14 protein-coding genes and 2 tRNA genes are annotated in these 22,357 nt (G+C 58.3%); 5 read left to right on the top strand and 11 right to left on the bottom strand.

Annotated features, from left to right (window positions below):
• Positions 1 to 307: 307 nt before the first annotated feature.
• On the bottom strand, positions 308 to 2,611 hold the full coding sequence (locus ACYZUA_RS28955; protein WP_461961560.1) for a YgiQ family radical SAM protein: 2,304 nt from the start codon (positions 2,609 to 2,611) through the stop codon (positions 308 to 310).
• A gap of 225 nt (positions 2,612 to 2,836) precedes the next feature.
• Here ACYZUA_RS28955 and ACYZUA_RS28960 point away from each other — a divergent pair, with 225 nt between their 5' ends.
• Positions 2,837 to 6,811, top strand: coding sequence for a dermonecrotic toxin domain-containing protein (locus ACYZUA_RS28960; RefSeq protein WP_461961561.1), 3,975 nt, complete (start codon positions 2,837 to 2,839; stop codon positions 6,809 to 6,811).
• Positions 6,812 to 6,843: 32 nt separating this feature from the next.
• Here ACYZUA_RS28960 and dnaB read toward each other — a convergent pair whose 3' ends face one another.
• The 7 genes from dnaB to rnr form a co-directional block, all read right to left on the bottom strand.
• Positions 6,844 to 8,238 (bottom strand): replicative DNA helicase, encoded by a 1,395-nt coding sequence (gene dnaB / locus ACYZUA_RS28965; RefSeq protein ID WP_008157008.1) that lies wholly within the window; start codon positions 8,236 to 8,238, stop codon positions 6,844 to 6,846.
• Positions 8,239 to 8,360: 122 nt separating this feature from the next.
• Positions 8,361 to 8,807, bottom strand: coding sequence for a 50S ribosomal protein L9 (gene rplI / locus ACYZUA_RS28970; RefSeq protein WP_003197251.1), 447 nt, complete (start codon positions 8,805 to 8,807; stop codon positions 8,361 to 8,363).
• A gap of 19 nt (positions 8,808 to 8,826) precedes the next feature.
• Positions 8,827 to 9,720: a hypothetical protein gene (locus ACYZUA_RS28975; RefSeq protein ID WP_461961562.1), complete on the bottom strand. Its 894-nt coding sequence runs from the start codon at positions 9,718 to 9,720 to the stop codon at positions 8,827 to 8,829.
• Positions 9,721 to 9,756: 36 nt separating this feature from the next.
• A complete protein-coding gene (rpsR, locus tag ACYZUA_RS28980) occupies positions 9,757 to 9,987 on the bottom strand; it encodes a 30S ribosomal protein S18 (RefSeq protein WP_002551829.1) in 231 nt (76 codons plus the stop codon).
• Positions 9,988 to 10,015: 28 nt separating this feature from the next.
• A complete protein-coding gene (gene rpsF / locus ACYZUA_RS28985; protein WP_003217491.1) occupies positions 10,016 to 10,438 on the bottom strand; it encodes a 30S ribosomal protein S6 in 423 nt (140 codons plus the stop codon).
• A gap of 314 nt (positions 10,439 to 10,752) precedes the next feature.
• Positions 10,753 to 11,520 carry a 23S rRNA (guanosine(2251)-2'-O)-methyltransferase RlmB gene (rlmB, locus tag ACYZUA_RS28990; RefSeq protein ID WP_461961563.1) on the bottom strand — a complete coding sequence of 256 codons (768 nt, stop codon included), beginning with the start codon at positions 11,518 to 11,520 and terminating at the stop codon, positions 10,753 to 10,755.
• Complete coding sequence (gene rnr, locus ACYZUA_RS28995; protein WP_461961564.1) at positions 11,517 to 14,156, bottom strand: ribonuclease R; 2,640 nt, start codon at positions 14,154 to 14,156, stop codon at positions 11,517 to 11,519. The genes rlmB and rnr overlap by 4 nt, the downstream gene beginning before the upstream one ends.
• A gap of 226 nt (positions 14,157 to 14,382) precedes the next feature.
• Here rnr and ACYZUA_RS29000 point away from each other — a divergent pair.
• The 4 genes from ACYZUA_RS29000 to ACYZUA_RS29015 all read left to right on the top strand — a co-directional run bounded on the left by ACYZUA_RS29000 (position 14,383) and on the right by ACYZUA_RS29015 (position 17,555).
• Positions 14,383 to 14,469: transfer RNA gene (locus ACYZUA_RS29000), tRNA-Leu, on the top strand.
• 166 nt (positions 14,470 to 14,635) lie between these two features.
• A tRNA-Leu gene (locus ACYZUA_RS29005) sits at positions 14,636 to 14,722 on the top strand.
• 257 nt (positions 14,723 to 14,979) lie between these two features.
• Positions 14,980 to 15,990 (top strand): extracellular solute-binding protein, encoded by a 1,011-nt coding sequence (locus ACYZUA_RS29010; protein WP_461961565.1) that lies wholly within the window; start codon positions 14,980 to 14,982, stop codon positions 15,988 to 15,990.
• On the top strand, positions 15,990 to 17,555 hold the full coding sequence (locus ACYZUA_RS29015) for an ABC transporter permease (protein ID WP_461961566.1): 1,566 nt from the start codon (positions 15,990 to 15,992) through the stop codon (positions 17,553 to 17,555). The genes ACYZUA_RS29010 and ACYZUA_RS29015 overlap by 1 nt, the downstream gene beginning before the upstream one ends.
• A gap of 99 nt (positions 17,556 to 17,654) precedes the next feature.
• Here the strand turns inward: ACYZUA_RS29015 and ACYZUA_RS29020 are convergent, their stop codons facing one another.
• The 3 genes from ACYZUA_RS29020 to ACYZUA_RS29030 form a co-directional block, all read right to left on the bottom strand.
• The gene (locus ACYZUA_RS29020; RefSeq protein ID WP_095127393.1) at positions 17,655 to 19,589 is read right to left on the bottom strand and encodes a methyl-accepting chemotaxis protein; all 1,935 of its coding nucleotides are present in this window, start codon (positions 19,587 to 19,589) and stop codon (positions 17,655 to 17,657) included.
• Between the two features lie 150 nt (positions 19,590 to 19,739).
• Positions 19,740 to 21,029: an adenylosuccinate synthase gene (locus ACYZUA_RS29025; RefSeq protein ID WP_461961567.1), complete on the bottom strand. Its 1,290-nt coding sequence runs from the start codon at positions 21,027 to 21,029 to the stop codon at positions 19,740 to 19,742.
• 54 nt (positions 21,030 to 21,083) lie between these two features.
• On the bottom strand, positions 21,084 to 22,271 hold the full coding sequence (locus ACYZUA_RS29030; protein WP_461961568.1) for an ATP phosphoribosyltransferase regulatory subunit: 1,188 nt from the start codon (positions 22,269 to 22,271) through the stop codon (positions 21,084 to 21,086).
• Positions 22,272 to 22,357: the final 86 nt, after the last annotated feature.

Below are 22,357 nucleotides of genomic sequence, written 5' to 3' on the forward strand. Positions count from 1 at the left end.
GTACAGCACCAAAATCGGGCGATGCGAGAATTTGGTTAGGGGGAGTTGCACGGAAATGTTGCGACCGGGAGCCGTCAGCCGGGTTTTGCAGCGGCTGTTCCGGCCTCATCGCGAGCAGGCTCGCTCCCACAGTGTTTGTATGTCATATCCAAATCCAGCGTACACAGCAGATCCCCTGTGGGAGCGAGCCTACTCGCGAAGAGGCCAGTTGTCGCAACCTACCTTCCGGCATTGACTCAGGTTCTGCTCTGCCAGAAACGCAAAACGCCAACCCGAAGGTTGGCGTTCTGTTCAGAGCTAGCGAGGTTTAGCGCGGTACAACCGGCTTACGCGCAGGCTTCGGACCTTTGCCTTTGGCCGCGTCCTTGCGATCCTTGGCCGCCTGCTGGTTGCGGGCGAATGCCGCTGCCTTGGCCTGTTCACGCTTGTCCCACGGGTTACCGCCATCACTGGCGCGCGGTGGCAAGCCCGTGTGCTGGGTCAGGATCCTGGTGGTCTTTTCCCCTGCCACTTTATGGCTGCCGGCCGGTGTCGAGTTCTTGCGACGGGCGCTCTGGTAGCTGTCGGTCGCCGGCTGGTGCAGCGGGATCAACTGGTTCTTGCCCGGCCCGATCAGGTCGGCGCGGCCCATGCGGGTCAGCGCCTCACGCAGCATCGGCCAGCCTTTCGGATCGTGATAACGCAAGAACGCCTTGTGCAGACGGCGCTGCTCTTCGCTCTTGACGATGGTCACGGCGTCGCTCTTGTAAGTGACCTTACGCAGCGGGTTCTTGCCCGAGTGGTACATCGCGGTGGCGGTGGCCATCGGCGACGGGTAGAACGCTTGCACCTGGTCGGCACGGAAGCCGTTGCCCTTGAGCCACAGGGCCAGGTTCATCATGTCTTCGTCGGTGGTGCCCGGGTGAGCGGCGATGAAGTACGGAATCAGGTACTGCTCTTTCCCGGCTTCCTTGGAGTACTTCTCGAACATGCGCTTGAACTTGTCATAGCTGCCGATGCCCGGTTTCATCATCTGATTGAGCGGACCTTCCTCGGTGTGTTCCGGGGCGATCTTCAGGTAACCACCAACGTGGTGGGTCACCAGCTCTTTGACGTATTCCGGCGACTCGACCGCGAGGTCGTAGCGCAGACCGGAAGCGATCAGGATCTTCTTCACACCCGGCAAGGCACGGGCGCTGCGGTACAGCTGAATCAGCGATGAATGATCGGTGTTCAGGTTCGGGCAAATGCCCGGGAACACGCACGACGGCTTGCGGCACGCGGATTCGATTTCCGGGGTCTTGCAGGCAATGCGGTACATGTTCGCGGTCGGGCCGCCGAGGTCGGAAATGACGCCGGTGAAGCCAGGGACCTTGTCGCGGATCTCTTCGATTTCGCGAATGATCGACTCTTCGGAACGGTTCTGGATGATCCGGCCTTCGTGCTCGGTGATCGAGCAGAAGGTGCAGCCGCCGAAGCAGCCACGCATGATATTCACCGAGAAGCGGATCATGTCGTAGGCCGGGATCTTTTCCTTGCCGTACGCCGGGTGCGGAATGCGCGCATAGGGCATGCCGAACACGTAGTCCATTTCTTCGGTGGTCATCGGAATCGGAGGCGGGTTGAACCAGACATCGACTTCGCCGTGCTTCTGCACCAGCGCGCGGGCGTTGCCCGGGTTGGTTTCCAGGTGAAGCACGCGGTTGGCGTGAGCGTAAAGAACTGCGTCACCACGGACTTTCTCAACCGAAGGCAGACGAATCACGGTCTTGTCGCGAGTCATCTTCGGGCTGGCCAGGATCTGTACGACCTTGGCTTCGCTCGGGTCTTCAACCGGACCCTTTTCCTGCTCGATGGCACAGGCTTGGGTGTCCTGGGTGTTCACGTACGGGTTGATGATCTTGTCGATCTTGCCCGGACGGTCGATGCGCGTGGAATCGACTTCGTACCAGTCTTTCGGCGTGTCGCGACGGATGAACGCGGTGCCGCGCACATCGGTAATGTCTTCGATCTTGTGACCGTAGGACAGACGCTGGGCGACTTCGACGATCGCACGCTCGGCGTTGCCGTAGAGCAGGATGTCGGCACAGGCGTCGATCAGGATCGAGTTGCGAACCCGGTCCTGCCAGTAATCGTAGTGGGCGATGCGGCGCAGGGACGCTTCAATGCCACCGAGAACGATCGGCACGTTCTTGTAGGCTTCCTTGCAGCGCTGGCTGTAAACCAGGCTCGCGCGGTCCGGACGTTTGCCCGCCATGCCGCCGGGAGTGTAGGCGTCATCGGAGCGGATTTTTTTGTCGGCGGTGTAGCGGTTGATCATCGAGTCCATGTTGCCGGCCGCGACGCCGAAGAACAGGTTCGGCTCGCCGAGCTTCATGAAGTCGTCTTTGGACTGCCAGTCTGGCTGGGCAATGATCCCGACGCGGAAGCCTTGCGACTCCAGCAGCCGGCCGATGATTGCCATGCCGAACGACGGATGGTCAACGTACGCATCACCGGTGACGATGATGATGTCGCATGAATCCCAGCCAAGCTGATCCATCTCCTCCCTGCTCATCGGCAGGAATGGCGCTGGACCGAAACATTCGGCCCAGTACTTGGGATAGTCAAATAACGGCTTGGCTGTTTGCATGACGATGACCGGTGTTGAGATGAAAAATCGCGGGGGCGGAATATAGCACAAAAAATAACCAATTCCGACAACAGCGGTCGGCTTTTACCATCAGGTCTGCCCCGGGCCGATACATCACATTTCGCTGAGCACATGTCACTACATAGATATGCTTCAAGAAAAAATCCCGCGGGTAGTCTGGCGCTTCAACTACCAGGCTGGCTTATCCAGAGCCCCGGAGCGCCCTTGAACGATTCGACTTTACTCAACACAGTCCCCGCACCTATCCCGCCGCCCCTATCTGTTCATGCAAGCTTCATCCAGAGCAAGCTGCCTGGCTGGCTAGTCGAGGGATCACCTGAACAGCGCAAAACGTTTCGCGCCTGCCTGCTCAAAAGCAATGCCGCCAGGCAGGCGTTGGCCCCCGTCTTCGAAGATCTGAAAAACCCCTTGAACTTTGCCCGAACCTTGTTGAGCAAAAAGCTCACAGGACACCTGGGATCGCTGGACGCTGAAAAATCCACATTGCTACGCGAGTGGAAGAACTCCCACCTCTTGGGGCTGATCAAAACACGCCATAAAACCACCGAACAAACGCTTGTAGACGCCGCGCTGCAGAACTTCGAACCTTCCGAAGCCCGGAACGGTGGTTTTGAAGCGGGATCAGCCATCTATGTGTCCGGGCTCGGCGAAAAGAAAAAAAGCGCTGTCAGCCCAGAACACTTCGCCAGGGTTTGTCGCGAGCTGGACATCGGCATGCAGTACCAGAGACACATCAGCGAAACACTGGAACCTTCTGCGACTGCGGGAACAACCGCCACTCACTCGGCAAACCAGATAAAAGCCCTGATCAGGAACGACGACCAAAATACCTTTGAGGCGGCGATCCACATTGCCCTGATGAAGAAATCCATCAGCACAGATCTTTACGCACTACTACTCGAACTGAGCCACGCCGGCAGCCACAAGGACTTGATCTGTTCACACCTGACCCTCGACGGCACAGCCCTGCCAGGCATCCTGCTGTTTCGGGACAAATGGCCTCAGATTAAACACGTTCTTTACATTCCCGATGATCCCGATAACGCGATCAAACGATATGACTCGTATAACGATCTGCAAACAGCCCTGGCGATTAAACTGGACACACCCCCCTACCGGAAATTCTTCAATCGCTTCATTCCGTTTGAGCGTCAGGGAACGCCGCTAACCACAGGCACTTTGTGGTCAGGCGCAAACCGTCTTGGTAATCCGTCTTTTGCCAAACCCTTGGTGCGTGTGGATATTGCCGGTGACTTCTATGAAACGGTCTTCAAGCAACATATTGCTCACCTGAAAGCTGACGCTCGCATGCTGGCGGTCCCCACGGCAGATGCCAACACCGCCGGCAGCTTGAAAAAACGTCAGGAGCTCGAGGCCGCAGGAGAGTCGCTGTTATTTTTCGCCGCGTCCTTCATACCGATCATCGGTGAAGTGGTGCTGGCAGTAACAGCCTTGCAGTTACTCAACTCTGTCTATCATGGCGTTGCCGCCTGGAGTCGTGGCGATACCGACGAAGCACTGAATGATCTGCTGGATGTCGCAGACGCCGCTGCCCTGGGCATCCTCACGGCCGGCGCAATCAAAACCACCGGGCTCGCCACCAACCTGGTAAGAATCAGGTTGCGCAACAATAACGAACGACTCTGGCACCCCGATCTGACGCCCTATCGTCAGGCACTTCAACTCCCTGTGAATATCCACCCCAATGCTCAAGGGTTGTATCACCACAACGCAAAAACCTATGTAGCACTGGAAGACCATTTCTATGAAGTAAAGGTCGACATCGCCACCCAGCAGTGGCAACTGCAACACCCCTCCGACCCAAACGGGCATACCCCACAAATGTTACACAACGGTGCCGCCGGATGGCGTCATCTGCATGAGAACCCAACATCTTGGGATGAGTTGAAACTGATCAGGCGCCTTGGCACTGTCGCACGAAATATCCGACAAGAAGCCGTCGAGCCCATTCTGCTGGTCAGCGGATTGAACAAATTGGCTCTAACTGAACTTCATCTGAACACTGAACGCCCGCCCGCACTCTTGACCGATGTATTGAAGCGCTTTGATTTGAGGCAGGAAATAAAAGATTTCAAGATAGAACGTAGCAAACGCACTAAAACCGGCCCTTACTCACCGTTCATCTTGCTGCACCTGCTCACCACACTGAGCGGCTGGCCAACCACTCGATGCCTGACCGTCGTCGATGGGACTGAAACGCTCTTTACTTTTGGTGACCCCGCCAACACAACACAGCCCGAACTTGGATTGACCTACGCTCAACTCAGAAATGGAGAACTCATAGACACCGTTGTCGAGAAGCTGAGAACGGATGAGCTCAATGAACTGTTCAACGGGCTGGCGCCGTCCACTGCCACTCACGCAGAGCGCTTGGCGCAGCGCCTCGATACCCATCTTGCGGCAACAAAAGACCTGCTGTTCCCACAGATTTATGCGCTGACCGAAAAACCGGAAACCTTGATACAGGAACACATTCGCACGAAGAACCCAACGCTTCCAAAAAGCTATCTGCAGCAGTTGACGCTCAGCATCAGCCGACAGGAAGAACAGCAAATCGTGCGAGAAAAACAGTTACCGCCGCTCATGGGAAAAGAAGCAGCCGAGTACTCCAGAGAAGTTGAAACAGTACGTATTTATGAGGGTCTTTATCTTGATTCCGCTCGCCCTCTTAGCACCGACCAACTCATCCTCACGAGCCTTGAGCAATTGCCCAACTGGGCCGACTCAGTGCGTATCGAAATGCGCGATAGAACCCTCAACGGCAAATTGCTGAGCAGCGTCGGCAGTGACACAGCCGTTCATGGCAGAGTTCTGGTTCGAGAAGGCGCGCAGTACAGGGCTTACGATGCCGCGGGAAATCCGCTTGATGGACCGGCCGACCTCTACAACTCGATCAAAGCGGTCCTGCCCGAAACTCAACGCCTTGCCTTGGGCAGAGATGACAACCGGTGGTCTGACCGTGTGAAGAGCGCGCTCAACAACGCCATAGAACGTCTGCACAAACAACCTCTGGCTATTCGGGAAGGTACTGCGTCATGGGCTACCGGGCCCGTAAACCCGGGCTTCCCCCTTGACACCCTGTTTGCCCGACAAGAAACACCGACGAACCTGTCGCTACGCGCAGACGGAATCTATGAACAGCCCCCCCTGCAAGGTGGCATGTACAAATACTACGTGCTGGAAAACCGCCTGTACTATCAGGTGCGGTACGCCAAACCGGGTTGGCAAGCCATTGATGCGCGCAGCCCCTATCGAGCGTACAAGCCCTACGTACGACAAAAGGTTGGGGGCGGCTGGGAGATCGATTCCGATATGGGATTACCGGGCGGTACTCCGGGCGTTGGCTCGTCAAGACACCTGGATATCCCGGAGGAGACAAGCGACAGCTATCACAGCGCCAGCGAATACATCATGCCTGTGCCATTCACTGCCGCCGAACGCGACCGCATGTCCCGCATCAGTTCCTTTCAACAGGCCCCCAACACTCTCGGTGGCTATGATCGCGCCAACAACGGCCGCTACCCTCTCAGGGATCTGCAAGGGCAACCGTTGCGCATCAAAAAAATTCAGCAACAGGCCAAATCTGCTTATGGCGGCACCCGCTATGGGGCTGCAGCAGTCAAGCCTTACATTCAATGGGAAGGCTTCGAAGGCGTTGCCAATCTGTACGAAGAAAAATTGGCGCTACGCAAATTCACCGCAGCCGACTGCAAGTCACCGGAAGAAAGGACCTTGATCGGGCAAGACATGGTGAGCAGCAAAAAACCGCTGGTTAAAGGGGAGATTCTTGGGGTCTATGGCGGAGGGCTGATACCCGGTTATGTCGGTGTTGCCAGGAAGGACCCGTTCCTCATCGACGTACTGCCCGCAAAGCTGTTCACCCCCACCAAGCGTCACAGCGTTCTGTTGTCGGGAGACAACGTACTGTCCCGAATGAACACAATCTTTGAGTACAAGCAGGGCAAACCGGCGCGACAGGCCGCTGCGGGTTACAACGTCGAAGCCGTGCCGTTTGACGTGGAGGTTCAAGCCCAAGGCGGGCGCAAGGAAAACTACCTGCTGTATGCGTTCTTTGCCATCGACGACATACCCGTCGACAACGAACTGCGCTGGAACTATGGCTACAACGAGCCAGCGATCAGAGCCCTGTTCGCCTGAAACACAGCTATCAACCGTCGACACCCTCGACGTTACTCGTCGTCGAAGTTGTAGCTGCCCGGCGCCAGGTTTTCGAAGCGGGTGTACTTACCAATGAACGCCAGTCGTGACGTACCGATCGGGCCGTTCCGCTGCTTGCCGATGATGATCTCGGCGATGCCTTTGTGCTCGGTTTCCGGGTGATACACCTCGTCCCGGTACACGAACATGATGACGTCGGCATCCTGCTCGATCGCTCCGGATTCCCGGAGGTCGGAGTTGATCGGGCGTTTGTTCGGTCGCTGCTCCAGGGAGCGGTTGAGCTGGGACAACGCCACCACCGGGCAGTTGAATTCCTTGGCCAGGGCTTTCAAGGAACGGGAGATCTCGGAAATCTCGTTGGTCCGGTTGTCACCGCCAGAACCTGGAATCTGCATCAGCTGCAGGTAGTCGATCATGATCAGGGCGACATCGCCGTGCTCACGCACCAGGCGTCGGGTCCGCGCACGCATCTCCGAGGGGCTGATACCGGCCGTATCGTCAATGAACAGCTTGCGATCGTTAAGCAAGTTGACCGCCGATGTCAGGCGCGGCCAATCGTCGTCTTCCAGGCGACCGGCACGAACCTTGGTCTGGTCGATACGGCCGAGGGACGACAACATACGCATGATCAGCGATTCGCCTGGCATCTCCAGCGAGTAAACCAATACGCATTTGTCGCTGCGCAGCACGGCGTTTTCCACCAGGTTCATCGCAAAGGTGGTTTTACCCATGGATGGACGGCCAGCGACGATGATCAGGTCGGACGGTTGCAGGCCGCTGGTCATACCATCGAGATCGGTATAACCGGTGGACAGGCCGGTAATGGCGTTGTCAGTGTTGAACAAGGTGTCGATGCGGTCGATGGCCTTGGTCAGCAGGTCATTCACGCTCACCGGGCCGCCGGTTTTTGGCCGGGCCTCGGCGATCTGGAAAATTTGCCGTTCGGCTTCGTCGAGAATCTCTTCAGCCGAGCGGCCTTCCGGGTTGAAGGCGCTGTCGGCGATCTCGGTGGCGATACCGATCAGTTGGCGCAAGGTCGCCCGCGCACGGACGATCTGCGCATACGCCTTGATGTTGGCAACGGACGGCGTGTTTTTTGCCAGTTCGCCAAGATATCCGAGGCCGCCGACTTGCGAGGTTTGACCTTCCTTGTCCAATTGCTCAGCAAGGGTCACAACGTCGATCGGCGAGTTCTGGTCGGCGAGCTTGGCGATCGCACGGAAGATCAGGCGGTGGTCATGTCGATAGAAATCGCCGTCGGAGACTTGATCAAGCACGCGTTCCCAGGCGTTGTTGTCCAGCATCAAACCACCGAGCACGGCCTGTTCGGCCTCGATGGAATGCGGCGGCACCTTCAGGGCAGCGGTTTGCAGATCGTATTGCTCGGGTGCGGAGATATCGTTCATGGCCACTTGAATTGAGTGTGTGAAAATCAGGAACTGCAGAAAGACAAAGGGCACGACCTGTAAACAGGATCGTGCCCGATGTTACCGGCAAGCACCCGAGGGTGCCAGCCGACAAGTGCTGCTTAAGCTGCTACCACGACAACGCGTACGGTGGCTTCAACTTCGGCGTGCAGGTGCACGGCTACGTCGAATTCGCCTACGTTGCGGATAGTGCCGTTCGGCAGACGAACTTCGCTTTTTGCAACTTCAACGCCAGAGGCGGTCAGTGCATCAGCGATGTCGTGAGTACCGATCGAACCGAACAGCTTGCCTTCGTCACCAGCGGTGGCAGTGATAGTCACTTCCAGCTCAGCCAGTTGGGCGGCGCGGCTTTCAGCCGAAGTTTTACGATCTGCTGCGGCTTTTTCCAGCTCAGCGCGACGCTCTTCGAACGCAGCCAGGTTGGCAGCGGTCGCAGCGGTAGCTTTGCCGTAAGGCAGCAGGTAGTTACGACCGTAACCAGCCTTAACGTTCACTTTGTCACCCAGGTTGCCCAGGTTGGTGACTTTTTCCAGAAGGATCAGTTGCATGTGAAAATCCTCTTAACTTTTAACCTTCACCGTTCGCGCTATCGACGTCTTTCGGCGTCGAACGACCGCGAAAATCAATCAGGCTGTCGACGATGGCCAAGACCACCAGCAACGGATAGATCAGCTGCATGAACAGCAACAGCGTGACGTACAACCCCACCAGCCAGAACCTGGCCAGTCGCTTTTGCGCCACCAGCCCGTGAATCAGGGCCAGCCCGGCGAACACCAGCGGTACACTGCACAACGGCGTCAACATGGCCATCTGTGGACCGATATTCGGCCCCAGAAGCATGAACGCCAGCAGCAACATCGCCGGCAAAAGCGGGAATCGGATGGCGCGAAACTCGCGACCAAAACCACCCGGGTTGTACAACAACGCCTGCCAGTAGCGCCCGACAAGCAGGCTCAGCACACTGACGATTTGCAACAAGGCCGCAATCAGGCCGGTCAGGACCGGTGCGATCAGGGACGCAAAACGCGCTTGCTCGTCTACCGACAACTTCTGGTAGACATCACCGAGTAGCGACGGCATGACTTTTATCAAAGCCTGCGCCAGCATCTCGATTTGGGGACCAAAAATCGTCCCCAGCACCACTGAAAACACCACTCCCATCGCTATGCTGACCAGCAGCACGCGGTTCCAGGATTCGCTTGCGCGTAAAACCAACGCAAGGCTCCAAGACCCCAGCAGCACCAGAAGTGCCCGTGGGTCATCGGAGTAAAGCCACCAGATCAACGCCGGCAGCAGTCCCAGAGCAAGAACGCCCAGGGCGTCCTTCAATCCGCGCCGCAGGAGCACAAGGCAACCAGCGGCAGCACCCAACCAATACAACAACGGCAATGTTGCGCATCCAGCCACTACCAGAGTGGCCTGCATACGGCCGCGCATGATGAACTCAGCTATGGCACGCATGCTTTCAATCCTTTGCTACGTGTCGACTGCCCGGTCTCAGCGGCCGTGGCTGTCGGTGTAGGCCAGCAGGGCCAGGAAGCGGGCGCGCTTGATAGCGGTGGCCAGCTGACGCTGATAACGTGCTTTGGTACCGGTGATGCGGCTTGGAACGATTTTGCCGGTCTCGGATACATAAGCTTTCAGAGTGTTGAGATCTTTGTAATCGATCTCTTTCACGTCTTCAGCGGTGAAGCGGCAGAATTTACGACGACGGAAGAAACGTGCCATTTGATAGGCTCCTTAAAAGGTCCGTGGATTACTCGTCAGCGTTATCGCTGTTGTCGCTGTCATCACTATCAGCGCTTTCAGCGCCTTCGTGCTCAGGACGGTCGCGACGCTCACGGCGCTCACTGCGGTTTTCTTCAGCCTTGAGCATCTCGGATTGGCCGGTAACGGCTTCTTCGCGACGGATGACCAGGTTACGGATCACTGCATCGTTGTAGCGGAAGTTGTCTTCCAGCTCGGCCAGGGCCTTGCCAGTGCACTCAACGTTCAGCATCACGTAGTGAGCCTTGTGAACATTGTTGATTGCGTAGGCCAGTTGACGACGGCCCCAATCTTCCAGACGGTGGATTTTGCCGCCGTCTTCTTCGATCAGCTTGGTGTAACGCTCTACCATGCCGCCGACTTGCTCGCTTTGATCCGGGTGGACCAAAAAGATGATTTCGTAATGACGCATGAATGCTCCTTACGGGTTGTAGCCTGCCGCTCAAAAGCGGTCAGACAAGGAGTGAATGACACTTATGGACTTGCTTGCGATAGACACATGCGTGCCTGCCGTCACAGCAAGGGGCGCAATTGTAGAGAAGGGACAGAAGAGGTGCAAGGCAATTGGTGATTATTTGAACAGTTCATTCGCACACCAAATTTTGCCTCGCCACAAACTACTGTGGGAGCGAGCCTGCTCGCGAAGGGGATACAACATTCAACATTGATGCTGAATGTTACTCCGCTATCGCGAGCAGGCTCGCTCCCACAGGGATTACAACTGGATCAGGGCTTTTTGCCGGTTCCGGCGGCTTTGACGCTGCGCTGGCGCTGAGCTTCGAACAGGCAAACACCAGTCGCCACAGACACGTTGAGACTGCTGACGCTACCGGTCATCGGCAGGTGCACCAGATAATCGCAAAGATCGCGAGTCAGGCGACGCATGCCGCTGCCTTCAGCACCCATGATCAGGATGGTCGGGCCAGTCATGTCTTGCTGATACAGACTCTGCTCAGCCTCGCCCGCCGTACCGACAACCCACAAGCCGCGCTGCTTGAGTTTTTCCAAGGTGCGCGCCAGGTTGGTCACGGCGACCAGCGGAATCACTTCCGCCGCGCCGCAGGCCACTTTACGTACCGTCGGGGTCAGCGTGGCTGACTTGTCCTTTGGAACGATCACCGCCAACGCACCGGCCGCATCGGCCGAACGCAGGCAAGCGCCGAGGTTGTGCGGATCGGTCACGCCGTCGAGCACCAGCAACAGCGGCGCGCCTTCGGTGCGATCGAGCAGCTCGTCGAGCATCGCTTCGCCCCAGACCTGGCTTGGACTCACGTCCGCCACCACGCCCTGGTGCACGCCTTCAACCCAGGCATCCAGCTCACGGCGTTCGGCGTTGCCGACGGCCACGCGATTTTCGTTAGCCAGCTGGATCAGCGTCTGAACGCGCGGATCACTACGGCCTTCGGCCAGCCAGATCTGCTTGACGCGTTTTGGGTGGTGACGCAGCAAGGCTTCTACAGCGTGCACGCCGTAGATCTTTTCCAGATTACTCATGACTTGGCCTTCGGTTTACGCGCCCCGCCGCTTTTGGCAGCTGGAGCAGAACCCGCTTTTGGCGGGCCTTTACGGTGTTTGCTCGGTTTGGCTGGCTTGCCGCCGGGAGCCTTGTCAGGCGCCGACCGTCCGGTCTTTCCCCCAGACGCCGCTTTACCGCCGCTTTTCGCGTCAGACAGCAACGCCTGCTTCATTTCGCGGCTTTTGCGCAATTCAGCATTTTTCGCCGCGGCATCGCTCGGGCGATAGGCTTCTACGGCTTTTTCCTTGGCAGGACGACGACCGGTTTTAGCCGGGGCCGGCTCTGCAGCGGTTCTTGCAGAAGGGGCAGCGGGTGCAGCGGTTTCAGTCCCGCGCTTCTTGCGACCGATCGGCGCGCTGATGGTTTTTTCAGCCATCTCGAAGTCGATCTTGCGCTCGTCGAGGTCGACGCGCATCACGCGCACTTCAACGGTATCGCCAAGACGGAAGCTGCGACCGGTACGCTCACCGGCCAGGCGGTGGTGCACAGGATCGAAGTGGTAGTAATCGCCCGGCAGCGCGGTGACGTGCACCAGGCCTTCGACGTAGATATCGGTCAGCTCGACGAACAGACCAAAACCGGTCACGGCAGTGATCACGCCCGGGAACGACTCGCCCACACGGTCTTTCATGAACTCGCACTTGAGCCAGTTCACGACGTCTCGGGTCGCTTCGTCGGCACGGCGCTCGCTCATCGAGCACTGCTCGCCGAGCTGTTCCAGAATCGCTTCGTCGTACGGGTAAATGCGCGCTTTCGGAATGGTCATCGCGCCAGCACGGCGAACGTGCGGGGTGTCCATTTTCGAATGGATGACGCTGCGAATCGCTCGGTGCGTGAGCAAGTCCGGGTAGCGGCGGATCGGCGAAGTGAAGTGGGTATAGGCTTCGTAATTCAGGCCGAAGTGGCCCTGGTTATCGGCGCTATACACCGCCTGACTCAACGAACGCAGCATGACGGTCTGGATCAGGTGGAAATCCGGACGATCCTTGATGCTCGCCAGCAGTGCCTGGTAATCCTTCGGCGACGGGCCGTCCTTGCCTTTGTGCAGGGACAGGCCGAGCTCACCAAGGAAGGCGCGCAGTTTTTCCAGACGCTCCGGTGGCGGGCCATCGTGGACGCGATACAGCGCAGGGATTTCGTGCTTTTTCAGGAATTCGGCGGTGGCCACGTTGGCCGCCAGCATGCATTCCTCGATCAGCTTGTGAGCATCGTTACGAACGGTCGGACGGATTTCGGCAATCTTGCGCTCGGTCCCGAAGATGATCCGGGTTTCCTGCGTTTCGAAATCGATCGCGCCACGCACGTGACGAGCGGCCAACAGCACTTTGTACAGTGCGTAGAGCTGCTTGAGGTGCGGCAGAACGTCGTTGTACTCACCCCGAAGCTGACGCGCCTCGGTGATCTTCGGCGTTTCCAGCATTGCGCTGACTTTGTTGTAGGTCAGGCGAGCGTGGGAGTGAATCACCGCTTCGTAGAAGCAGTAGTCGGTCATCTCGCCGGACTTGGAGATGGTCATCTCGCAAACCATGGCCAGGCGATCGACGTGCGGGTTCAGCGAGCACAGGCCGTTGGACAACTGCTCAGGCAGCATCGGCACGACGCGCTCGGGGAAGTACACCGAGTTGCCGCGAACCTGGGATTCGTTGTCCAGTGCCGAACCGATTTTCACGTAGCTGGAAACGTCGGCAATCGCCACGTACAACTTCCAGCCGCCGGAGAACAGGCGCAGCTTGCCCGGCTTGGCTTCGCAGTAGACCGCATCATCGAAGTCGCGCGCATCTTCGCCGTCGATGGTGACGAACGGCAGATGACGCAGGTCGATGCGCTTCTCTTTGTCTTTCTCTTCGACTTCCGGCTTGAGCTTGGCGGCTTCTTTCAGCACAGCCTCAGGCCAGACGTGAGGAATATCGTAGGTACGCAGGGCGACATCGATTTCCATGCCCGGCGCCATGTAGTTGCCCACGACTTCAACCACGTCGCCTTGCGGCTGGAAGCGTGGCGTCGGCCAGTGAGTAATCTTCACTTCGACGAACTGACCGATCTGGGCGTTGGCGTTACGGCCCGGCGTGACCAGCACTTCTTGCTGGATCTTCGGGTTATCCGCAACGACGAAACCAATACCGCCCTCTTCGAAGTAACGGCCGACGATGGTCTCGTGAGCACGGGACACCACTTCGACGATCATGCCTTCGCGGCGACCCCGACGGTCAAGGCCTGAAACACGGGCCAGCGCACGGTCGCCATCGAACACCAGACGCATTTGCGCCGGGCTCATGAACAGGTCGTCACTGCCGTCATCCGGGACCAGGAAGCCGAAACCGTCACGGTGACCGCTGATGCGGCCCAGGATCAGGTCGAGCTTGTCGACCGGCGCATAGGTGCCGCGACGGGTATAGATGAGTTGAGCGTCGCGCTCCATGGCGCGCAGACGGCGGCGCAGGGCTTCGATCTGGTCTTCTGTGGTCAGACCAAACTCTTCGACCAGCTGCTCGCGGTTAGCAGGCGAACCCCGATCAGCAAGGTGCTGAAGGATCAGTTCGCGGCTAGGAATAGGGTTTTCATATTTTTCCGCTTCACGAGCGGCCTCGGGATCGAGGGACTGCCAATCGGCCATTAGAGAGTTTTCACCTTGTCTATATGCGGGTTAGTTTGGCATAGGCGTAATGAAACGGGAAATTTCAGGCTATAACAGCCCATCTAAAGCCCTTTATCGACAGCGCAAAGCTGAATTAAATGCCACTGGTAAAATTTTCCAGGTTTTTTCGACATCAGGGGTTTACAGTTAAAAAGACGCTCCGTATAGTGCGCGCCATCGACGACGCAGACGCATCGTCGATAATGCCCAGATGGTGAAATTGGTAGACACGCCAGCTTCAGGTGCTGGTGACCGCAAGGTCGTGGAAGTTCGAGTCTTCTTCTGGGCACCAATTTCGAGCTTGAGATTAGTTCAATTTCAAGGCTCACACAAAAACCCGCGAAAGCGGGTTTTTTGCATTCTAAGCCTCTGATTTATTAAAACTAAATCAGGGGTTTACAGATCAAAAAGCTCTCCGTATAGTGCGCCACATCAACAGCGGCAACGCTGAAGATTATGCCCAGATGGTGAAATTGGTAGACACGCCAGCTTCAGGTGCTGGTGACCGCAAGGTCGTGGAAGTTCGAGTCTTCTTCTGGGCACCAATTCAAATTTCAGAGTCGATCTGAAATTTCACAAAAACCCGCGAAAGCGGGTTTTTGCGTTTCTGGCCTTTCAAAAATCAAACCACTACTCCCTGAGTGAAAGACCTTCTTGTGGCGAGGGGATTTATCCCCTCGCCACAGAGATCACCACCAGCCGCTCTATCAAACACTTCCCAGCCCTGCAAGGCGCACTTGAGAAACAATATCGTTTATCATTGTTGCAAGTTATTGCAATGCGACAGTGAGGAACCCTGCGAATGATGTTTCGAAATACCCTGCGCCGCGGTCTGAACATAACTCTGCTCGGCCTGGCACTCACCACTCCCCTCACCCAAGCCGCCGAACCGGTTTCCCTGACACTCTATAACGGTCAACACAAAGAGGTCGGCGATGCCATCGCCAAAGCCTTCGAAGCCAAGACCGGGATTCACGTCAATGTGCGCAAAGGCAGCAGCAACCAGCTCGCCAGCCAGGTCGTCGAAGAAGGAGATCGCTCCCCCGCCGACGTGATTTACACCGAAGAATCGCCACCACTGAACAAACTCGGCGAACAAGGCCTGCTGGCGCAGACCGATGCCGCCACCCTTGCCGTTCTGCCCAAAGACTACGTCGCCGGCAACGGCACCTGGATCGGTGTCACCGCACGGGTCCGCGTGGTCGCCTTCAACCCGAAACTGATCGATGAAAAAGAGCTGCCCAAGTCGGTCATGGAGTTCTCCGATCCGAAATGGCAAGGCAAGGTCGGCTTCGTGCCCACCAGCGGCGCGTTTCAGGAACAAGCCGTGGCGATCATCAAAGTGCACGGCATGGACGCGGCCGAAGAATGGCTGACCGGGTTGCGTGCTTTCGGCAAGACTTACAGCAACAACATGGTTGCACTGAAGGCGGTGGAAAACGGCGAAGTCGCTACCGTACTGGTGAACAACTATTACTGGTTCGCCTTGCAGCGTGAAAAGGGCCAGCTCGATTCGAAACTTCATTATTTCACCGGCGGCGACGTCGGCGGGCTGATCACTGTTTCCAGTGCCGCCGTGCTGAAATCCAGCAAGCATCCAAAAGAAGCCCAGCAATTCCTCGCTTTCATGGCCAGCGAAGAAGGTCAGCGCGTGATCACCCAGACCACCGCCGAATATCCACTGCACAAAGGCATGGAATCGGATCGCGGGCTCAAGCCGTTCAGCGAGCTGGAAGCACCGAAGGTTACGCCAGCCGACCTCGGCAATGCCGAAGAAGCCCTGGACCTGGAACGTGACGTTGGCTTGAACTGATGAGCGCATCGTTATCCGCCCCCGTCGCGCGCAGGGGTTATGTGCCACGGCGCAAGCGGCCATCGATCTGGCTGCTGCTACCGGTTTTGCTGCTGGTGTTGCTCAGCCTGTTGCCCCTGGCATATGTCGGGCTCAAAACCTGGCAGGCCGGTTGGGCTGAAGCGCTGCATTTGTTGTGGCGCCCTTATGTGTTTGGCCTGCTGCGCAACACCCTGGCGCTGATGGTCGGTGTGACGCTCGCCTGTGGCGTGATCGGCCTGTCGCTGGCCTGGCTGCTTGAGCGCAGCAACTTGCCGGGACGGCGCTTGTGGGGTGTGATTCTGTGCCTGCCGTTCGCGGTGCCGGCATTTGTCAGCAGTTTCACCTGGGTTTCGTTGAGCGCTCATTTCGAAGGCTTGGGCGGGGCGATTCTGGTGATGACCCTGTCCAAGTACCCGCTGATCTTTCTGCCGGTCGCAGCGACCCTGCGCAATCTCGATCCCTCCCTCGAAGAATCCGCCCGCACACTGGGGCAGAATCGTTGGGGCGTGTTTTTCAGAATTACCCTGCCGCTGCTCTGGCCATCACTACTCGCCGGCTCACTGCTGATCGCCCTGCACATGCTCGTGGAATTCGGTGCGCTGTCGATCATCGGACTGCAAACCTTTACCACCGCGATCTATCAACAGTTCGAACTGGAATTCAGTAACGCGAATGCGGCGATGCTTTCCGCTGTATTGCTGGCGCTGTGTCTGATGCTGCTGTGGCTGGAGCTGCGCGTACGCGGCAAGGGCCGACATGTGCGCACCGGTCAGGGCGCGGCTCGGCATGCGGAACAGGTTCGGCTGGGGCCTTGGGTTGCTGCCGGACAACTTTATTGCCTGGCGCTGGCGATCATCGGCAGCGGTATACCGCTGGGGATGCTTGCGTACTGGCTGGCAGTGGGTGCGTCGGCTGCGTTCCCGGTAGCTGCGATCAGCGAGGCGCTGTTGTCGTCTTTGGCGTTGTCGCTGGGCGGCGCGGCGCTGTGCCTGGTGCTGGCAGTGCCGGTGGGATTGCTGGTGGTGCGCTACAAAGGCCAATTGGCGATCTGGGCCGAGCGCTTGCCGTATCTGCTGCATGCGCTGCCAGGACTGGTGATCGCGCTGACGCTGGTGTATTTCGCCCTGCACTATGTGCCGGTGCTGTACCAGACGTCGGCATTGCTGCTGATCGCTTATGCGCTGTTGTTTTTGCCGCTGGCTCAAGCGCCAATTCGTACGGCACTGAACAAGGCTGCGCCGCAACTGGAAGAGGCTGCACGCACGCTGGGAGCGTCGTCCTTCAGCGCGTTTTGCCGGGTGACGTTGCCGATCATATTTCCAGCACTGGGCGCAGCGTTTGCGCTGGTGTTTCTGGATGCGATGAAGGAGCTGACGGCGACGTTGCTGTTGAGTCCGACCGGGCTCAATACGCTGGCGACGGAAGTCTGGGCGCATACCGCGAATGTGGAGTTTGCGGCGGCGGCGCCTTATGCGGCGTTGTTGATTTTGGTGTCGGGGTTGCCGGTTTATTTGCTTACGACTCGGATGTATCTGAGCCGCTGATAAAGCAAAAGATCGCAGCCTGCGGCAGCTCCTACAGGGAAACGCATATTCCTGTGTAGGAGCTGTCGCAGGCTGCGATCTTTTGATCTTCAGGATTTATCAGGCCCGGAACTGCCCCAGACTCGCCTTCAACTGCGCCGCCAAGCCATCCAGCACCTTGCCGCTGGCCGTGGTTTCCACCACCGCTTGAGCCGCTTTCTCAGCCTGTGCATGAATGGTTTCAACCCGACCGCGCACCGCTTGCGCGCCTTGCGCCTGATGCGCCGCGGCCTGCGTTGCCAGACCTATCGCCGCATGAACTTGCTCGACCGACGCCTGCACCGATTGCTGCAACCGCGCACTGTCACGCAGTACCAGCAAACCTTCACTGGCTTGACGCCCAGCCTGACCGATCGCGGCCACCGCCTCACGCGCACCTTGTTGCAAAGCAACGATGTGCGCCTGAATGTCGCCGGTGGAGCTTTGCGTCTTGCTCGCCAGCGCCCGCACTTCGTCCGCCACCACAGCAAACCCGCGACCGGTCTCGCCCGCACGCGCTGCTTCGATGGCCGCGTTCAGCGCCAGCAGGTTGGTTTGCTCGGCAATCCCGTGAATCACCGTCAGCACCACTTCAATCTGCTCACTCTGCTGCGCCAGCCGCTCGATGACTTTCGCCCCGGTGTCGACTTGCCCGGCCAACGCCTCGATCAGGCTGCCGACTTTTGCCGAGGTCCGCGTGTTTTCATCCGTGGCCGAACGAATATCCACCACTTGCTGCAAAGCTGCCTGCATGGCATGACTTTCAGACTGGGCTTCGTCAGCCATTTGCGACAACGCCCGCAGGCTCTCGGCCACTTCATCGCGCTGCATGCCCGCCGCTTTATCGGCCCCGGCATTGCGTAAAGTCATGGCGCCGATTTCCACACCGGTACGCTGAGCCACATCGCCCGCTTCGCGCACGATCGGCTGCAACTTATCCACAAAGCGATTGACCGCCGAGGCCATGTCGCCGATTTCGTCCTTGCTGTTGATCTGCACGCGCTTGGTCAGATCGCCCTCGCCCGCCGCCAGGTCGTCCATGGCAGCGATGAGCAATTTCAAGCGATTGACCACCCGACGTCCCAGCACCACCGCGAGCAATAGCAGCACACCGCAACCGACCAGCGCCAGGCCCATGCCGATGCGCCAGCGCAAAGTGCCCGCCGCTTCCTGAACAGTGCTGGTGGTGTTGGCTTGCATTTCAGAGGCCGTGGATTGCGCCGACTGCAAGCGCGCACCCATCGCGGCTGCGCTGTCAGCTGCCGCGCCCTTGAGGCTGTCGCCCACCAATTGATCACTGCTGGCGATCAGCGCCGAGAAGCGTTTGTCCAGCGCCGCCAGATCGGTTTCCACCGAGGCGGTCGAGACGCCCATCAAGACTTTGCCGATTTCCACGCCGTTAGGATTGATCGAGGCTTCCAGGTAATAGACTGACGGATCGTTCTTCGCCGCATCCAGCACCTTGTCCAGCGCCCGTTCGCCCTGGCCTTTTTCCAGAAGGGCTTTGTTGATCGGGTTTTCCCGGTTGAGGTAGCGCGTCAGATGCTGCCCCGTCGCGTCGTCGTAGACCACAAACAGCACGTTGGGATTACGCTGAGCCCGGCGGGCGAATTCGGACAGGGTGGGAACGTCGCTGTCCCACATGGCGCGGGGTGCGACCGAAGCCAAAAGCTGCGCCATATCATTGGCGGAGTCCTTCAGATCCTTCTCCAGCGTCGCACGCAGCTGCGCTTGCTCGTCTTTCAATCGCGAGGACAAGCCCGCCGTAAGGCGCTGACGAGTACTGGTGGAGAGGCTGTCGAGGCTTGACGTGACTTCACGCCCCGCTTGCTCCAACTCACCGGAAAGTTTTTGACTGTCGGCACCCAGGCGCACACCCAGATCGGCTTCCAGTGCGGTCACTGTGCTCCGGGTCAGGGCGACAGCCACCAGCACCTGCACCAACAGTGCGATACCTAGAGTAACGAACACGGGCCGCAATAAACGGCTTTGTAACAATGAGAGAACGGCCGACACTTAGAATCCCTCTGCTTTAACGCCATTAAATTGATGGCACGCTGGAAGCGATGCGCTTAATGAAGTTCACAGCAAGGGTCGTGCCGTCCGGCAGGCAGAAACGACAAAGGCCCCAATTCAGGGGCCTTTGTGTTTTACATCAACGACTTATTAAGCGAACGGGTGACGCAGAACGATGGTTTCGTTGCGGTCCGGGCCCGTCGAAATAATGTCGATCGGCGCACCGATCAGCTCTTCAACGCGCTTGATGTAAGCACGGGCGTTAGCTGGCAGCTCTTCCAGGGTTTTGGCACCCACGGTCGACTCTGTCCAACCCGGCACTTCTTCGTACACCGGCTGCAGGCCAATGTAGCTGTCAGCATCAGTCGGGGCAACGTCCTTACCTTCGGCATCTTTGTAGCCGATGCAGATGTTGATGGTTTCCAGACCGTCGAGCACGTCCAGCTTGGTCAGGCAGATGCCCGAGATGCTGTTCACATCGATAGCGCGACGCAGGATAACGGCGTCAAACCAGCCACAGCGACGAGCACGGCCAGTAGTCGCGCCGAACTCGTGACCTTGTTTAGCCAGGTGCGCACCGACTTCGTCGAACAGCTCAGTCGGGAATGGACCCGAACCTACGCGTGTGGTGTAAGCCTTGGTGATACCCAGGATGTAGTCCAGGAACATAGGACCAACGCCCGAACCGGTAGCAACGCCGCCAGCGGTGGTGTTAGAGCTGGTCACGTACGGGTAGGTGCCGTGGTCGATGTCCAGCAACGAACCTTGGGCGCCTTCGAACATGATGTCTTTGCCAGCACGACGCAGGTCGTGCAGCTCGGCAGTCACATCCAGCATCAGCGGCTTGAGCAGTTCAGCGTATTCTTTGCACTCGGCCAGGGTTTTGTCGAAGTCAATGGCTGGCTCTTTGTAGAACCCGACCAACATGAAGTTGTGGTATTCCACCAGCTCACGCAGCTTGGCTTCAAAGCGCGGCATGTTGAGCAGATCGCCTACGCGCAGACCACGACGTGCAACCTTGTCTTCGTAAGCCGGGCCGATACCGCGACCGGTAGTACCGATCTTCAGTTCGCCACGGGCCTTTTCACGCGCCTGGTCCAGCGCTACGTGGTAGGAGAGGATCAGCGGGCAGGACGGGCTGATACGCAGGCGCTCGCGCACCGGTACGCCTTTCTCTTCCAGCTTGATGATTTCCCGCAGCAGAGCGTCGGGTGCAACCACCACACCGTTGCCGATCAGGCACTGCACACCTTCGCGCAGCACACCCGATGGGATCAGGTGCAAGACGGTTTTTTCGCCATCGATCACCAAGGTGTGACCAGCGTTGTGGCCACCCTGGTAGCGCACTACGGCGGCAGCATGTTCGGTCAGCAGATCAACGATCTTGCCTTTGCCCTCATCACCCCATTGGGTGCCCAGGACTACGACATTCTTACCCATAACACTTGTCCTCATTCGCGCAAACTTGGTGCCGGCCGCGGCCGACAGGAAAACTCAAGAAGCCAGTGGCGATACTTGCCAAAGCCCGTTCTGCTGAATCAATTGCCGGTCGCAGTCCGCTTCACGGGCGGCGGCCAAAGGTTGCCCAGGCAACGCCTGAACGACACGCTGACCCTCACTGCGCAACTGGCAAACCTGCTGCCAGAGTGCCGCATCCGTACTGTCAGGCATCCAGATACCGCCAGACGGTAACTCGATCTCAGCACGCCCCAGGGTCACCAGGGTTTTCAAATCGGTAGAGAAGCCGGTTGCCGGACGGGCACGACCGAAGTCAGCACCGATGTCGTCGTAACGACCGCCCTGAGCAATGGACTGGCCAACACCCGGCACGAACACCGCGAACACCACACCAGTGTGGTAGTGGTAACCGCGCAACTCGCCCAGGTCGAAATACAACGGCAACTCAGGGAAACGCGCGGACAGACGCTCGGCAATCGCCAGCAAGTCGTCCAGAGCAGCCAATACCGGCGCTGGCGCATTCGCCAGACGCTCGCGGGCAGCGCTCAATACTTCACGGCCGCCACACAGATCGACCAGCGCCCGCAACATGCCCGACAGATCGGCAGGCAAGCCTTCGGTCAAGGTAATGACCTCGTCGATGGCCTTACGTTGCAACGCATCGAACAACTGCTGTTCAACTTCACCGGACAAACCGGCGGCGCGAGCCAGACCACGGTAGATACCCACATGACCGAGGTCCATGTGCACATCCGGCACATCGGCCAGTTGCAGCATTGCCAACATCAGGCTGATGACTTCCACGTCGCTGCTCGGGCTGGCATCACCGTACAACTCGGCACCCAGTTGGATCGGGCTGCGCGAGGACGACAAGGCGCGCGGCTGAGCGTGCAGCACGCTACCGGCATAGCACAGACGGCTCGGGCCTTCGCGACGCAAGGTGTGCGCATCGATGCGCGCCACTTGCGGCGTGATGTCAGCACGAAAACCCATCTGCCGGCCCGACTGCGGGTCGATGACCTTGAAGGTACGCAGATCGAGGTCCTGGCCCGCGCCGGTCAGCAGGGATTCCAGGTACTCGATATGGGGAGTCACGACAAACTCGTAACCCCAGCTCTGGAACAGATCCAACACCTGACGACGCGCAACTTCAATGCGCGCCGCTTCTGGTGGCAGTACTTCTTCGATGCCATCTGGCAGCAGCCAGCGGTCTACCGTTGCCATTACGCCATTCCCCTATGATCCGGGCGACAAGCCTTTGGGCGAGCCTTGAGTGAAGCAGAAAATGATCAGCTCATGCGCAAACCACG

This window comes from Pseudomonas sp. LS2P72, assembly GCF_054897865.1.